Origin of the sequence: Blautia glucerasea, assembly GCF_013304385.1 — a bacterium.
GTDB classification, from domain to species: Bacteria; Bacillota; Clostridia; order Lachnospirales; family Lachnospiraceae; genus Blautia_A; species Blautia_A ammoniilytica.
This window is the reverse complement of the sequence record NZ_JAAITU010000028.1, coordinates 36,882-52,874: the sequence shown is the minus strand read 5'-3', so window position 1 is coordinate 52,874 and position 15,993 is coordinate 36,882. Positions and strand designations below refer to the sequence as shown.

10 protein-coding genes are annotated in these 15,993 nt (G+C 43.8%); 8 read left to right on the top strand and 2 right to left on the bottom strand.

Annotated features, from left to right (window positions below; genetic code table 11):
- Positions 1 to 84: 84 nt before the first annotated feature.
- The gene (locus G5B11_RS11625; protein ID WP_158421813.1) at positions 85 to 1,719 is read right to left on the bottom strand and encodes a class I adenylate-forming enzyme family protein; all 1,635 of its coding nucleotides are present in this window, start codon (positions 1,717 to 1,719) and stop codon (positions 85 to 87) included.
- A gap of 357 nt (positions 1,720 to 2,076) precedes the next feature.
- On the opposite strand from G5B11_RS11625, the gene G5B11_RS11620 reads away from it, so the two are divergent.
- The 4 genes from G5B11_RS11620 to G5B11_RS11605 all read left to right on the top strand — a co-directional run bounded on the left by G5B11_RS11620 (position 2,077) and on the right by G5B11_RS11605 (position 10,795).
- The gene (locus tag G5B11_RS11620; protein ID WP_173728286.1) at positions 2,077 to 3,624 is read left to right on the top strand and encodes a sodium:solute symporter family transporter; all 1,548 of its coding nucleotides are present in this window, start codon (positions 2,077 to 2,079) and stop codon (positions 3,622 to 3,624) included.
- 369 nt (positions 3,625 to 3,993) lie between these two features.
- Positions 3,994 to 4,245: a type II toxin-antitoxin system Phd/YefM family antitoxin gene (locus G5B11_RS11615; RefSeq protein ID WP_158421811.1), complete on the top strand. Its 252-nt coding sequence runs from the start codon at positions 3,994 to 3,996 to the stop codon at positions 4,243 to 4,245.
- The gene (locus G5B11_RS11610; RefSeq protein WP_173728285.1) at positions 4,242 to 4,502 is read left to right on the top strand and encodes a Txe/YoeB family addiction module toxin; all 261 of its coding nucleotides are present in this window, start codon (positions 4,242 to 4,244) and stop codon (positions 4,500 to 4,502) included. The genes G5B11_RS11615 and G5B11_RS11610 overlap by 4 nt, the downstream gene beginning before the upstream one ends.
- Positions 4,503 to 5,020: 518 nt before the next feature.
- Positions 5,021 to 10,795, top strand: a complete 5,775-nt coding sequence (locus G5B11_RS11605) for a DUF7601 domain-containing protein (protein WP_173728283.1) — start codon at positions 5,021 to 5,023, stop codon at positions 10,793 to 10,795.
- 92 nt (positions 10,796 to 10,887) lie between these two features.
- On the opposite strand, the gene G5B11_RS11600 is transcribed toward G5B11_RS11605, so the two are convergent.
- Positions 10,888 to 11,697 carry an amidohydrolase family protein gene (locus G5B11_RS11600; RefSeq protein ID WP_173728281.1) on the bottom strand — a complete coding sequence of 270 codons (810 nt, stop codon included), beginning with the start codon at positions 11,695 to 11,697 and terminating at the stop codon, positions 10,888 to 10,890.
- Positions 11,698 to 11,933: 236 nt separating this feature from the next.
- Here G5B11_RS11600 and G5B11_RS11595 point away from each other — a divergent pair, with 236 nt between their 5' ends.
- From G5B11_RS11595 to G5B11_RS11580, 4 genes are all read left to right on the top strand, one after another.
- Positions 11,934 to 13,004, top strand: coding sequence for a PTS transporter subunit IIC (locus G5B11_RS11595; protein ID WP_173728280.1), 1,071 nt, complete (start codon positions 11,934 to 11,936; stop codon positions 13,002 to 13,004).
- Positions 13,005 to 13,116: 112 nt separating this feature from the next.
- Positions 13,117 to 14,631, top strand: coding sequence for a 4Fe-4S dicluster domain-containing protein (locus G5B11_RS11590; protein WP_173728278.1), 1,515 nt, complete (start codon positions 13,117 to 13,119; stop codon positions 14,629 to 14,631).
- A gap of 114 nt (positions 14,632 to 14,745) precedes the next feature.
- The gene (locus tag G5B11_RS11585; RefSeq protein ID WP_158421804.1) at positions 14,746 to 14,874 is read left to right on the top strand and encodes a FeoB-associated Cys-rich membrane protein; all 129 of its coding nucleotides are present in this window, start codon (positions 14,746 to 14,748) and stop codon (positions 14,872 to 14,874) included.
- Between the two features lie 219 nt (positions 14,875 to 15,093).
- Entirely contained in the window at positions 15,094 to 15,807 is a 714-nt protein-coding gene (locus G5B11_RS11580; protein ID WP_244092993.1) for a YoaK family protein, read from the top strand.
- Positions 15,808 to 15,993 lie beyond the last annotated feature (186 nt).

Below are 15,993 nucleotides of genomic sequence, written 5' to 3'. Positions count from 1 at the left end.
GAAATACGAAAAAAAGCCCAATTCTTTTTTAGAATCAGACTTTTTCAGTGCCCTTAATTATTGAGGGACTTGGGGAGCCTTTTATTATCCCTGACTCTGGGTAGCCACCAGATGGGCGGCACCATAAATCTCACGAAGCTTCGGCTTCTCAATCTTGCCGGTAGGATTCCGTGGAACATCTGCAAAGATGATCTTCCTAGGACGTTTGTATCTTGGAAGCTTTCGGCAGAACAGGTTAATATCCTCTTCTGTGCAGGTACTGTCCGGTTTTAACTGGATAATGGCAGCTGCGATCTCTCCAAGACGCTTATCCGGAAGACCGATCACTGCAACATCCAGGATCTCAGGATTTGTGCGGAGGAAATCTTCGATCTGTACAGGATACAGATTCTCACCGCCGCTGATGATCACATCTTTCTTACGGTCTACCAGATAGATAAAGCCGTCTTCATCCTCCATAGCCATGTCTCCGGTATATAACCAGTCTCCGTGAAGCACCTCTGCAGTAGCTTTAGGATCCTTGTAATAGCACTCCATAACGCCAGGTCCTTTGACAGCAAGCTCACCGGTCTCACCCTGAGCAACAGTATTGCCCTGGGTATCAATGATCTTTGCTTCCCATCCATAGCCTGGCACACCGATGGCACCAACCTTGTGGATATTCTCAACTCCAAGGTGGACACAGCCTGGTCCGATGGATTCACTAAGTCCGTAATTGGTGTCATATTGATGATGAGGAAAGTATTCCTTCCAGTGCTTGATCAGGCTTGGAGGAACCGGCTGGGCACCAATGTGCATCAGTCTCCACTGAGACAGCTGGTAATCTTCAAGTTTTAATTCTCCACGGTCAAGGGCAAGAAGAAGATCCTGTGCCCAGGGAACCAGAAGCCATACGATGGTACATTTTTCTTCGGAAACCGCCTGCAGGATAAATTCAGGATTAGCACCTTTTAAAAGCACAGCCTTGCTGCCGGAAAGCAGACTGCCGAACCAGTGCATCTTGGCTCCTGTATGGTACAGGGGAGGAATGCAGAGGAACACATCCTGGTGTGTCTGGCCATGATGGTGCTGTTCTGTCTGGGCGGCATGCAAAAGAGCACGGTGTCTGTGCAGGATAGCTTTTGGAAATCCGGTAGTACCGGAAGAAAAATAAATGGCAGCGTAATCGTCATCTGAAATAGCAATCTTGGGCGACTGGCTGGAACAGTTGGCAGTATGGGAAATATAATCCTCAGCAAAACCAGGACAGCTATCACCCACATAGTACAAAAGCCTGTGTTTCCCGATTTCATCGGCTACTTCCTCTACACGGCCAATAAATTCCGGACCGAATACCAGGATGTCCACATCAGCCAGATCCAGGCAATACTGGATCTCATCAGCAGAATAACGGTAATTCAGGGGAACAGCCAGTGCACCTGTTTTCAGGATACCAAAATAGATAGGAAGCCACTCCAGGCCATTCATCAGAAGGATGGCAACTTTATCTCCTTTCTGGACACCACGTTCCAGAAGCAGGTTGGCAAAGCGGTTGGCTTTTTCGTTGAAGATATTCCATGTAATCTCACGCCTGTAATAGGGGGCACGTTCCGGCTCGATCAGTTCAAATTCTTTCCATGTGACCCGCCGGGTCTCCGGCAGTTCCGGGTTGATCTCCACAAGACAGACTTCATCTCCGTACAGACGGCAATTCTTTTCCAGAAGCTCAGTAATAGGCATTTCAAATAACTCCTTTTTGTTTAAAACATTTTATAAAATATTCGCGCGTTAAAGCGTCGGTTCATTGAAGTAATCATATCCGATTTATCACAAAATGTCAACAAAAGAATCGGCAGGATCATGGATTCAACAAGATAAAATGCACAAAAAAGTGAAGAAAAACAGTTGACGGAACCAGGAGATCAATGGTATACTGTTTCTACTTGAAATTTAACGAGTAAAAGCGTAACGCTTTAACGCAACAAAGCAGAATGAAATAACAAAAGTTCAATAAAAAATGTAACAACAAAAATGAAATAACAAAAGTGCAGCAACAAGAATGCAGCATCAAACAGGTAAATGAGGGAGGATTTTTTTATGGCTGTAAAACTGATCATGTTGGTGATCTTTTTCGGGATCATGATCGCAGTAGGAGTGATGTCCAGGAAGCATGCTTCCAGTGTTACAGGATTTGTACTTGGAGGAAGGAATGTGGGACCGTGGCTCACAGCCTTTGCTTATGGTACTTCTTATTTTTCAGCAGTAGTATTCGTTGGATATGCAGGACAGTTCGGATGGAAATATGGACTGGCATCTACCTGGATCGGACTTGGGAATGCTTTTCTTGGAAGTCTTCTGGCCTGGGTGGTGCTTGGACGAAGGACAAGGATCATGACTCACCATCTGCAGGCGGCTACCATGCCGGATTTTTTCGGCAAGCGGTTTGACAGTCATGCACTTAGGATCGCTGCTTCTGCCATCGTATTTATTTTCCTGATCCCATACACAGCATCTTTATATAATGGACTGTCCAGACTGTTCGGGATGGCTTTTGACATTCCTTATTCTGTATGTGTGGTTCTTATGGCTACTCTTACCGGCATCTATGTGATCCTTGGAGGATATATGGCCACTGCTATCAATGACTTTATCCAGGGAATCATTATGATCTTCGGGATCATTGCAGTGATCGGGGCAGTACTGGCCGGACAGGGTGGATTTATGAATGCAGTGAAAAGCCTGTCCCAGCTGTCCAGTGATGTGCCTGCTACTCTGGGCCAGCCAGGAGCCTTTACATCCTTTTTTGGACCGGATCCTATGAATCTTCTTGGCGTGATCATTCTTACTTCGCTGGGAACCTGGGGACTTCCCCAGATGGTACATAAATTTTATACTATCAAAAGTGAGAAAGCAGTACAGACAGGTACAGTGATTTCTACTGTTTTTGCAGTGATCATTTCCGGCGGCTGTTATTTTCTGGGAGGCTTTGGAAGACTTTTTGACGGAGCCGGGATCTACACGGCAGAAGGTGCAGTTACCTATGATGCCATTATTCCGGCTATGCTTTCTACCCTGCCGGATGTGCTGATCGGTATTGTGGTGATCCTGGTGCTTTCTGCATCTATGTCTACGCTGTCTTCTCTTGTGCTGACTTCCAGTTCCACATTAACACTGGATTTTATCAAGGGAAATATTGCAAAAAATTTAAGCGAGAAAAAGCAGCTTTTGCTTATGCGTGTCCTGATCGTGTTCTTTATTGCTGTTTCTGTGATCCTGGCTTTGGATCCGCCTACATTTATTGCCCAGCTGATGGGTATTTCCTGGGGAGCACTGGCAGGCGCATTTCTGGCACCGTTTTTGTACGGGCTTTTCTGGAAAGGCACCACTAAGCTGGCTGTCTGGGCAAGCTTTATCACAGGGGTAGGCATCACAGTTGCAAATATGTTCTTTAAATTTATTGCATCCCCTATCAATGCAGGGGCTGTTGCCATGGTAGCCGGACTGATCGTTGTGCCGGTGGTAAGTCTGCTTACACCAAAGCTGAACAAACAGAAAGTAGATCAGATCTTTACCTGCTATGATGAGAAAGTGTCTGTTAAGCAGAAGATTGCTTTGCCGGATGATCAGCAGGCTGAACGCAAGTGAGGCATGGTGAGTGTTAATATCTTTTATCTCAGTCGAGAAGACTCCCACCTCTTTCAGGTGGTGAGTAACAGCAAGTTCGTCTCAGTGGGAGTCCAATCTCAGACTGAGATAAACGCTCCGCGAGGATGCGCAGTGATTCTGTAAAGAATATGTCAGCTTACGCTGACCAGAATCACGCGCCAAGTCTCGCGGCTGCTCGACTTGAAATGACAGGTTTTCAGACAGGGGAATCATAAAAAAGAGAAATGTAGGATAATTGGATTGACCGCCATAGAATAATAGGGTATAATAATTGTACAATAAATAGCACAATAAATAACACAATAAATAGTACAAGAAATTGAATAATTATGAAAGGCTGGTGAGACTATGTTAGCTGTGAATTATTCTACAATCCGAAATCATTTAAAAGATTATTGTGATCAAGCAACAGATAATCACGAGACTGTTATTGTTACACGTAAAGGTGAAAAGAATGTTGTGATCATGAGCCTTGAAAGATACAATCAGCTTGAAAAAGCTGCTCGTAATGCAGAATACCTTGCTATGATTGATAGGGGAATTGCACAATTATCTGCAGGCATGGGGAAGGAACATGAACTGCTTGAGGTAGATGAATGAAAAAGTTATGGGCTGACAGAGCATGGGATGATTATCTTTATTGGCAGACACAAGACAAAAGGACTTTGAAGCGCATAAACGAACTCATTAAGTCTATTGAAAGAGAAGGCTTGTCTGAAGGCATTGGCAAGCCGGAACCATTACGCCATAGAAAAGCATGGAGCAGGCGGATTGATGATGTGAACAGACTGGTTTACAATATAGATGAGAATGGTTTTCTGTGGATTATTGCCTGTAGGGGACATTATGAGGATTAAGTAAATAAGTAGATATGAAAAGAACCGTCCAGGTTTCTCTGAGTGATTAAGGCTCAGATAAACATTTGGGCGGTTTTTCAATTATATTTTCGCCTGGTACAGCGTTTTGCAAATAACTGTACCAGACTTTTAGTCTAACATTCGCGTATCCAATATCCAGGTAAATTGGCCGGGAAATTATGGATACTTTGATTGTGTACTTTATTTGTACGATAAATTTTATAAAAATGAAAAGTGTGATATTGAACAGATTATAGTAAAGATGTATAATTTAACCGAATCAAGTAAGTCCCCTGCTTCAATTGCGAAAAGCAATAAGCAGTGGGTGGGGACTTGCTTGTATCAGGAGGAGTGTAAGCTCCTTCTGATAAACTGCGGAGCAGTTATTCGGTTATGAGCAAGTAGCGAAGCGGATTGCGAATATCCGCTTGACAATGAAAAACTGGGACAGCAACAGAGAATGAGTTAAAAATGAAAGGCATTAAAAAAGAAAGGCATAAAAAAAGGAGGAAAGGTGTATGAGGAAGAAAGGAATAAGCAGGTTGTTGGCTATGACGATTGCTTTTTCCATGGTGATTGGCGGTAATTTCCAAGGTGCAGTGGCAGGAAATGTAAGCTATGGGGCCGAGTTTTCCGATGGCGGGGAGGTTACAGATGGCGCAGCGGATCCGGCAGTATTAACAGAGGAACAAAGTAAAGATGAACCGGAGGAAGTAATCCTGCCAGAAGAATCTACAGGGGAATCTACAGACGAATCTACAGGTGAAGAGGACGGTAATAATGAAAACCCGGCAGGTGATGAACCGCAGTTTCAGGATGTGACGGAATCCCAGAATCAGGATGTGGATGAAGCTGATGATAATGCTTCAGATTCTGCTTCAGAGGACATGGAAATTGAGGATGTGGAAGAAGAAAATGCAGAAACAGATCTGCTGGAGGGCGAGGAGCTTCAGCCTGTAAATGATAGCACTAAGATTATAGAGGATCCGGCGAATCCAGCCTGCGGAATGATTGTGGATTATTCACTGGATGGTTCATTACTGGAAGCTTACAGCAGGATCCACTTTTCTTGCAATGAAGGTAAAGTGGATGATATATGGTACAAGGAGGGAAGCTATGATGGCTATTGGTATCGTTTTCTATATGGGAAAATCGATAACCGGTATGAATACATCACAATGAATAGAGCTTATTCTTTCGATGTGATAAGTGAAGCAAAAAGCTATGTGGGAAAGTATAGCTCCATAAGAATGGTTGTCTTGCCAAGGTATTATTATTGGGATAGTTACAAAAGAAAATATTACTATCTTACCGATAGTATACTGGCACAGAACAGTTCGTCGTGGGTTGATAAAGCAACTTTCAAATTACAAGGCGAACAAATTAAGACCTGTGAAATACAACAGGTTTCCGATGCAGGAGGAAAAGGGTGCAGTCTTCCAGATACAGACCAGTGGACCACATATGAAGGAGATGGGGAGCACCCTATGGAGCAGCTGACAACAGAAAATCCACGATCTGTTATTAGAATACGGAATGCTGTTTCTAAACAGGTTCTTGAATACCAGGAGAACGGATTGCCTAAGGGAGCTGTGGTCATTCGTAATGCAGGAGAGATAGGGACAGTTGTGTCGGTGACGGGGCATCTGACAGGGAAGACTAAATATATCGTACATGAAGACACTGTTGAAGAATGCGAATCAGACAATTATAGATATAAGATTGGTGCTGAAAAATACTCACAGAATGAAGAAGGAAAATGGGAAAATACAGATTACGGACAAAAATGGTATAACTTATACGGATCAGAAACAAGAAGATATTTGTCTCCTGGAGAATGCCTGGTTCTTTATCCAATGGTTTCAGAAATGTATCATTATCAACTGTTGGTAGAATTTAACCGAGATCTGGATACTACCACAAAGTCAGTGGAAGCTGTGCAAGGAGAATGGACGCAAAAGGGACAATACTGGAGCACCGAGGTATCTTCGGATGTAACCGATATAACAAATCCGCAGCTTAACGTAACGTCAAAAGAGGCGGCAGTTCCATCTTTCAAAGAAAATGGACTGCCTAATTATGCACTTCTGATCCACGGAAATGCACAGACGGAAGCAGTAACAGGTTATGCTGGAGAAAGCAGGTATCCTGGTTACTTTGTAAGAGTAAACCCCTGTTGGGATAAGCTGCATAATTCCCAGCCTGAAAATTATCAGACACCAGGATTGTGGGCAGCGTGCATTTATTACAAATGGAATCAGAATACAAGAAAATACGAAGTAAACGACGAAGATAGAGACAATACAGGTTGGAACGGCATCCAGAATATTGAAAATTATGAGGATACGTCCGATTATTATCATTGCTTTTATGTTAATCCAAAACCCGATGAAGTGGCAGCAATCATACCATTAAGGTGCAAGGGAGATCAATATTCTTATGAACATACACCTGAAGAATATGAAAATACACAAAGCCGTAATTATTGTTTCCAGTATCAGGTTTTTCTGAACAGCACACAGGAGTGGTCAATCATAGGTGTGAACGCCTTGGATGGACAGAGTAGTCCCACTCTGGTCGATGGTATGGTAAAGGGAGCATGGCTTACTTGTGGAAACGGAACCGCAGAACATGAAGGAACAGTGGGAGCGGATCTGGAAATTTCAACACAGCTTCAAAAGGATGGCAAATTATATGAATTGGGCAAAAATGGTCTTCCTAATATAGGATTTCAGATGAAAATTGGAGAAATACCGGCAGACGGTCTGACAGGAATGCTGAAAGTGAATATTACAGTACCGGAAGATTTTAAAAACGGTGAGGCTGGCATGGGATATTCTTCAGATGATCAATACCGAGAGCCAGCAGGTGGGTCTTACTGGACATATAAAATCACTGGTAAAGGTGGAACCAGGATGGCTGCTGTATTATTCCGGAATCAAGGAGATGGTACATACATTGTAGTGGATGCCCAAAATACTACTGTGACTGCTGAAGATGGAGGAAGTCTGAATCTTGCCGAAATGGATTTACAGACAGGAGATATTTTGTGTATCATTCCATATTCGCCGGAATACACTGGCTTCACAAGAAAGGAGTATTATGGAAAATACGAAAGCACATTAAAATCAAATGATCCAGATAACAACAAAGTCTTTCCAGACACTTTATATGGCAGTACGCAGAATATTCGATACTTTAATTTTGATTACAGTCTTTCTCTGGATGGGACTGGAGATATTTTATCTGTTATCGGTGAGAATGAAACCGAAATTGAAAACGAGGCAGACGTTTTTTATGGAAAAGAATCGGTATGTGATGATGGAAAGTATTTACAGGAAGCAGTTTTATCAGTAAGTACCGGTGAAAAGCTACAGGGATGTGGGCTTCTGGAAAATGGTCTTCCTAATTACGGCTTCATTTTTCTGCCAGGTGAGTTCGGATCAATATATATTGATCCAGCTTTGAATAACGGAGAAAAATATAGCTGGTATGTACTGGAAAAGTATCAGTTGAATGATGATGGCAAATATACGATTGTTTCAGGAAATTATGGACCGAAAGTGGTTATATATAGAATCCCTAAAGGAAAGAATGCGATTGATGTAGAAAGCAATAGTACGGTTATTCAGGTTTTTCGTCCCATATTTCCAAATAAAAAAGTTACTTCATCAATGAGAAATGACAATTACATTGATCAGTCGTGGTGGAATAATTACCGTAAAGATGGAGCATATGAGACAACAGACAAGAATGGCAATGTTATTTATCCTCAGACTGGAACAGTAAGTTACGCTTGTTTGATCAATGAAATATCAAGAGATGACGAGACAAGATTATATACGTACCTGAAAAAGACAAATCGGTGGCATACGACAGACTGGCAGAATACATCACCTGAAGCTGTATGTACACCAAACGTGTCCTATGGAGTGACCGGAGAAGTTAATTATACTTCAGAAAAGGAAAGACTGGTTGTATTGCAGGGCTTAGGAACAAATACAGTGTCATTATCTAAGCAGACGCTTCCCGAAAATAGTCTTCCAGAGAATGGTCTTGTAATACAGAATAAAAATATTGGTGGAAGTTCCAATGAACTTGCTGAATTTAATATACAACTTAATATGGCGGAAGATGGAGTTGGTGGCGACGAAGAATATGGAGTTATGTATTTTAATGCATGGTTGTATCGCCAGGATAAAGAAGGAAACTGGCATAAGATAGAGAAAAAGAATGAGACCGGCGACTGGATTAATATTTTAGATTCAGGTACCTTTGAGTCAGGTACCTATCAGGATGCAGGACGTCTTCATGGAGAGTTTGGTTATATGGTACATGCCCACCTGAAGGATAACGAGGCTATCGTTATTGTGCCGCAATATGACCTGTATACATTCTCCTACAGGGTCTGGCTGAGCAATGCCAGAGAGTATGATGTGGTGCATGGCTCTTGTCAGATCCCTTCGGATGTACAGCATCCCGGCAGACATGAATTTACCGGAACACTTTCCCATTTCCCGACAGAAGATCCAAAGACAGAACATCTGGTGATCGCTACCTCCCCGAAAAATGTGGATGCAGGAGGCAGTGAGACAGTAAGCAGGCTGACCAATGTAAGATCCCTGCCGGTTACGCTTTTTAACTATGATTTTGGTGAATGGGCGCATTTTGTACTTGGGGCGCAGACTGCACAGTACAGATTCCGGTATGATCCTAAAAATGTTAAAAACACAGCAGTAAATAGCTGGTACAATAATATATTTACAGGAATCCTGAAGAATCAGCTGGGAGAGGACGGGCTGCCTGTATTTAATTATACAACGCCATTTTCATTGTTTGATACTTCAGTGGTGCCTGCCGCTGTAAACGGCGGTACAAAAAGTGTATACCAGAATGTTGGCTTTGATTTTGTATATGATCCTTCAGCCAATGAGTACAGCTACCAGAGCAGCATCAACCATGCCGGTTATGATCCGGGAGCAAACAAGATCTATCAGTATGATAAGGCCATCGGTATTGAGGGCTGGGATGAGAAAGGAGCAGGCTTTTTCCCATTCAATAGCTTTGAGGACAAAGGAGTATGGGGGACCAGTGAGAAAAATACTAAGGGTATTTATTTGCTGGACCAGCTGAAAACCGTAGATTACCATTTCGGGATGAGCATGGAAAAGGACTTCATCATTCCGGAAGAGGGCACGGTAGCTATTACTGATGATCAGGGAAATGTTTCTGCACGGAAGGATATGGTCTTTTCCTTCAGCGGTGATGATGATGCCTGGCTGTTTGTGGACGGACAGCTGGTGCTTGACATGGGCGGTATCCATGAAGCGGTATCCGGAAGCATTAACTTTACCAAGGGAACCTTTACTGTGACCAGCAGTGTTACCGGAGACACCAGGACTCAGTCATTATCCTCTGTTTTTGCAGACTATCCGGAAGCTATCGGCAAGTGGGATGATTCTGCATGGGCGGCAGGAACAAAGCATACCTTCAGCTTCTTCTATCTGGAAAGAGGAGGAACCCTTTCTGACTGCTCCATTAAGTTTAATCTTCCTGTATTTAAGGATTTTGCAGTGACAAAGGCAGTAGAAGGAAAAGATACCCAGGAAAGCTTTGACTTTGAAATGGAGCTTCTGGATGGACAGGGAAATGCCTACACCGGCAATCTGTATCAGCTGACAGATGGAAAGCGTACCCCTGTAGAAAACGGAACAGGAAAATATCAGTTCCAGTTAAAAGCAGGAGAGCCCATCCAGTTCAGCACCTTGCAGGAGTGCACCGCTTACCGTGTAACTGAAACAAAGCAGGGGAACTGGATCGCAGGATGGGCCTCCACAAATGGCAAGAGCGGTGAAGGAAATATGACAGAGCTTCTTCCGACAGACTGTGATGTGACAGTGACCAACCGGTATCAGGAGTCACCCCCAACCGAGCCAACAATTACACCAACGAATACACCAACTCCACAGGTTACAACCACACCTGCACCGGAAGTATCTGCTACACCCATACCGTCTGTGACTGTGTCCAAGACACCCACACCTACTAAAAAGCCAAAGCCCTCTGATACTCCGGAGCCTACAGTTACAGTAACTGTGACCGAAGGACCATCCGGCGGCTCAGGAAACGGTGGTGCCGGTGGTTCAGGAAATGGCGGCTCAGGTTACAGCACCAATTCTCCCAAGACAGGAGATGACAGCGATGCCGCTTTGTGGCAGACGTTATTATTATTGGCTATGGGTGCAATTCTGGTAACAACTATGAGAATTGTTAGAAAACAGAAAGAATTGTAAAACAATAGAAAGGTAACAAAAGTAATCAGATTTTATCAGAGCTGTTGCATATGTAACAGCTCTTTTTTTGTGCTGCCACATGGCAGGTCTGGTTAAATGCCCAGAAGAAGCTGTGCATTCCCATGAAGGATCTGTTCTTTTTCAGTAAGGGACAGTCCTGTAAAAGACATAAAGCGTTCAATATCTGCCCTCTGGTCTGTCCAGGGGGTATCGCTGCCGAACAGTACTTTGTCTGTGCCATGAAGATGGATCATGCGTACCAGCTGCTCCTCGGACATATGTTGAATAGAATAGGCGGTATCAAAATATACATTCTGACCGCACAGCTTGGCTTCAGCCTCGTCATAGTGTTCGTTGCTTCCCATATGGGCTAGCACCAGCTTTGGCGGGGCTGTTTCTTTTATTACATGGAGGACCATATCCGGGGAGCAGAACTGTTCTCCGGGAGTATAGGGATCCTCTCCTGTATGCACCTGCACGATCAGCCCCAGTTCGGAAGCCGTATAGACGATCCGCAGATACCGGATATCGTCAAAGCATGTGTCCTGGTAATTAGGATGAAGCTTGATTCCGGAAAAGCCCTGGGCTGCGATCAGGTGGAGCAGATCTTTGTAATTATCCATAGCCGGATGGATTCCTGCAAAAGAGATCAGCCTGGGATGGGTATTGTCCTGGCTTTCATTGATACTGGAAGCAAAGCGGATGATGGAATCAAACTGATGTGGATCTGTGATCACCGGCAGGATCACGCTTGTGTCTACCTTGGCCCTGTCCATGGAATCAAGAAGCCCCTGGATGGTACCGTCCATGCTGGGAGAGATATTTATAACAGAAGCAAGCTTGGGGATGGCGGCAGCAGCCACCTTATCCGGAAAAATATGGGTATGAAAATCTATGATCATGAGAACCTCCTGTAAGTTTAAAAGGTTGTATGAAAATACAACAGCTAAATCGACCATTTCCTATACACTCTAGCAAAAATCAGGTTTTCGTACAAGATAAAAATGTGAAAAAATCAGCAATTCACAAGCACTCTTCTTTCCTTTGCCAACTTAGTATTGGATATCCGCAGAAAGTATGATACAATCAAACGGATTTCCCGGCAAAAATGCCGGATAATTAGGAAAAGGAGAGAAAAATGAAATCATTTAAGAAAATCCTGTCCAATATTTTTATTGACGGATTAAGCGGTATGGCGCTGGGACTTTTTTCCACGCTGATCATCGGTACCATTTTAAAACAGATCGGTGATCTGATGGGAGGAACCTATGGCCATTATCTTAGTGCCTTTGCAGTGATCGCACAGAGACTTACAGGTGCAGGCATTGGTATTGGAGTAGCTTATAAGTTTAAGGAATCCACCTATGTTCTTCTGTCTGCGGCAGCTGCAGGTATGATCGGTGCTTATGCTGCCAATATTCTGGCAGGTACATTTTTTTCAGAGCAGGGAGCCATGGTGCTGTCCGGCCCTGGAGAGCCTTTAGGTGCCTTTATTGCTGCTTATGTAGGAATTATGGTAGGACATCTGGTAGCAGGAAAGACTAAACTGGATCTTTTGATCACTCCTGCAGTGACCATTATATCCGGTGGTGCTGTTGGAATGCTGTTAGGGCCTGGTATCTCTCAGTTTATGAGCTGGATCGGAGGAATGATCAACTGGGGTACAGAGCAGCAGCCTATCCTTATGGGAATCGTGGTTTCTGTCCTTATGGGTATGGCTCTTACACTGCCCATCAGTTCTGCAGCCCTTGGGATCATTCTGGGATTGAACGGAGTAGCAGCAGGTGCAGCTACCGTAGGATGCTGCTGTCAGATGATCGGCTTTGCTGTAACCAGTTTTAAAGATAACGGAGTAGGTGGTCTGTTTGCCCAGGGCGTTGGTACGTCTATGCTGCAGATTCCCAATATTGTACGCAGACCTTTGATATGGCTGCCGCCTACATTGGCATCTGCTATTTTAGGACCGATTGCGATCATAGGGCCTTTTCATATGACGAATAATCCTACAGGCGCAGGAATGGGTACTTCCGGACTGGTAGGACAGATCATGACTTATCAGACTATGACTGCAGCAGAAGAGCCTTTGATGGTACTTCTGAAGATTCTTGTTTTCCATTTCATTCTTCCAGCAGTAGTTTCCTATGTGATCTATCGGGGCATGAAAAATATGGGCTATATTAAAGACGGTCAGATGAAGCTGCAGGTGTGATGCTTTTGATGTAACAGATGCCCTTGTCAGACCGGATAGAAATGTGTTAGTATTTTTATAGCGGAGGATAATTTACTACAGATTGCGGATATTAAACAAAAAGGAGAATTAAATGAGAGGATTATATTCGTCTAAGACGAAAATAAGACATCAGATCTTCACGGAAATTGCCCGCATGGCATATGAAGAAGACGGAATCGAAAATCTGGAAAAGCTTCCTTACAAGATCATTCCAGGCGAGATTGCCACATACAGGGACAGTATTTTCCTGGAGCGTGCAGTTGTAGGCGAACGTCTTCGTGTTGCCATGGGAATGTCCCTTCGGAGTATTTCAGAGCATGCCCCTATTTCTCAGGGGGTAGAGGCAAGTGTAATCGAGGAAAAGTATTATGAACCCCCGCTGATTAATGTGATCAAGTTTGCATGCAATTCCTGTGCAGAGAAGAAAGTGATGGTAACAGAAGGATGTCAGGGCTGCCTGGAACATCCCTGTGTGGAGGTCTGTCCCAAGAAGGCCATATCCATGGTGAAGGGCCATTCTTATATTGATCAGGAAAAGTGTATCAAATGTGGGAAATGCGTTAGTGCCTGCCCATACAATGCTATTATCAAGCAGGAACGCCCCTGTGCTGCAGCTTGTGGAATGGGAGCGATCCATTCAGATCAATATGGAAGGGCAGAGATCGATCAGGATAAGTGTGTGTCCTGCGGAATGTGTCTGGTAAGCTGTCCATTTAGTGCCATTGTTGATAAGGGTCAGATATACCAGACCATTATGGCGATCAAAAGTGGTAATCCGGTATATGCTATTGTAGCACCGGCAGTTGCAGGCCAGTTTGAAGGGCTTAAGGATACAAAGATCCGGGAAGCCTTTAAAGCACTTGGGTTTAAGAATGTGCGGGAAGTAGCCGTTGGTGCAGATTTGTGTGCCATTGAAGAAGCCAAGGATTTCATAGAAGAAGTTCCGGCAAAGATTCCGTTTATGGGAACCTCCTGTTGTCCAGCCTGGTCTGTGATGGCAAAGAAAATGTTCCCAAAGCAGGCTGACTGTATTTCCATGGCATTGACACCGATGGTACTGACAGCAAGGCTGATCAAGCAGGAAGAACCGGAATGCAAGATAGTTTTTGTGGGACCATGTGCTGCCAAGAAATTGGAAGCAAGCAGAAAATCCATCCGAAGCTATGTGGACTTTGTACTTACCTTTGAAGAGGTGGCTGGTATGTTTGAGGCAAAGGGCGTAGACTTTGATTCTCTGCCTGACGGAGAGCCTTTGGTACGTGCCAGTGCAGATGGAAGAGGCTTTGCTGCCAGCGGCGGTGTGGCAGCAGCAGTTGTGAATGCCATTCACCGTTTGGACCCGGAGCGAACCGTAAAGACTGCCAGTGCAGACGGTCTTGCAAATTGCAAAAAAATGATGCAGCTGGCCAAAATGGGCAAATATGATGGATATCTGCTAGAAGGTATGGCTTGTCCGGGAGGATGTATTGCAGGAGCCGGAACGATCCAGCCTTTGAAAACCTCTGCCTCTGCCCTCCAGAAAATGCAAAAGGAGGCTGTTTTCCAGGAATGCAGCGATACAGAGTTTGGTGATAAGCTTTCCTCTTTGGAAGAATTTCAGATTTAACTGTAAGAAATTCGGATAGGACAGATATTGACATATTACTTTTGTTAGTATATACTAACGGAAGAAACATAAGTCAGACTTTTAAGTGTCTGTTCAGGAAAAGGAGGAATTTCCATGGGAACAGTGATCGTAGGCGCTGTATTGGTTGTGATTGTAGGCCTGATCGTTCGCAGTATGATCAAGGATAAAAAGAATGGTAAAGGATGTGGCGGTGACTGTGGGCATTGCAGTGGCTGCCATTAAGGTGTTCTGAATTAACTTCATAGTGTAAAATGTGAGATATATAGTTACTGTGAATGGTGTGATCAGTAACTATATATTTTTTATATGACAATAATATGAACGATACATTTTACATTTTGACAGAAGGCAGGTATTATATGAACTAATAGCTAAACAGCCTTTGCTCGACTTGAATTGGACAGGCTGTGTAAAACAAAAGAGGATGGAGATATATTTTTCATGGAAACAAAACACCACGAACATCATCACCTGTTTTCTGATGCTTCGGATGTACAGATGTCCGAAGCTTTTGTAAACAGTGCATTCCTGGCTCTTTCAGGAGGATTCCAGGATGCGTACACCTACAATGTGAGAGACGAAGTCTTTTCAAATGCGCAGACAGGAAATGTGGTGCTGCTTAGTCAGCATCTGCTTGCCGGTGACTGGGGGATTGCCCTTCGGTATCTGCTTCCGGTACTGTCCTTTGCATTAGGAGTTTTCTTTGCTGAGAAGATTCAGGGCAAATTTAAAAATGCCAGACGTCTTCACTGGAGACAGGGGATTCTGGCAGCAGAGATTGTGATCCTGTTTTTGGTTGGCTTCGTTCCATCTACGATGAATATGCTGGCTACCATACTGGTATCCTTTGCCTGTGCCATGCAGGTACAAACATTCCGGAAGATCCACGGATATTCCTATGCAAGTACCATGTGTATCGGTAATCTGCGAAGCGGTACAGCTGCCATTTCAGCTTACTGGCGACGCAAAGATCCTAAGAAGCTGGAACAGGCAGGTTATTACTTCGGGATCATTTTCCTGTTTGCCCTTGGCGCCGGAGTAGGCGGTAATCTGAGTATTGCCTATGGATATAAAATGATCTGGGTGTGCAGCGGCCTTCTGCTGATAAGCTTTTTCCTGATGTTTATTGAGCGGTTTAAGGCTTCTAATGATTAGGATCAAAATATAACAATGGTTATAATATGAGAACTGTAGCATAGGATTTTCCTGTGTTACAGTTTTTTTATGTAATTCACATGAAAAAAACACCAAAAACAACATAAATCCACAAAATACAACAGATATAATGTGTTGATTCTGTTGACATTTGCGGAATGATTCGATATAATAGAGGAAAATAAG

Coding starts and splice junctions, on each gene's coding strand:
- G5B11_RS11625 (WP_158421813.1), bottom strand. CDS start 1,719: ATGCCTATTACTGAGCTTCTGGAAAAGAATTGCCGTCTGTACGGAGAT.
- G5B11_RS11620 (WP_173728286.1), top strand. CDS start 2,077: ATGGCTGTAAAACTGATCATGTTGGTGATCTTTTTCGGGATCATGATC.
- G5B11_RS11615 (WP_158421811.1), top strand. CDS start 3,994: ATGTTAGCTGTGAATTATTCTACAATCCGAAATCATTTAAAAGATTAT.
- G5B11_RS11610 (WP_173728285.1), top strand. CDS start 4,242: ATGAAAAAGTTATGGGCTGACAGAGCATGGGATGATTATCTTTATTGG.
- G5B11_RS11605 (WP_173728283.1), top strand. CDS start 5,021: ATGAGGAAGAAAGGAATAAGCAGGTTGTTGGCTATGACGATTGCTTTT.
- G5B11_RS11600 (WP_173728281.1), bottom strand. CDS start 11,697: ATGATCATAGATTTTCATACCCATATTTTTCCGGATAAGGTGGCTGCT.
- G5B11_RS11595 (WP_173728280.1), top strand. CDS start 11,934: ATGAAATCATTTAAGAAAATCCTGTCCAATATTTTTATTGACGGATTA.
- G5B11_RS11590 (WP_173728278.1), top strand. CDS start 13,117: ATGAGAGGATTATATTCGTCTAAGACGAAAATAAGACATCAGATCTTC.
- G5B11_RS11585 (WP_158421804.1), top strand. CDS start 14,746: ATGGGAACAGTGATCGTAGGCGCTGTATTGGTTGTGATTGTAGGCCTG.
- G5B11_RS11580 (WP_244092993.1), top strand. CDS start 15,094: ATGGAAACAAAACACCACGAACATCATCACCTGTTTTCTGATGCTTCG.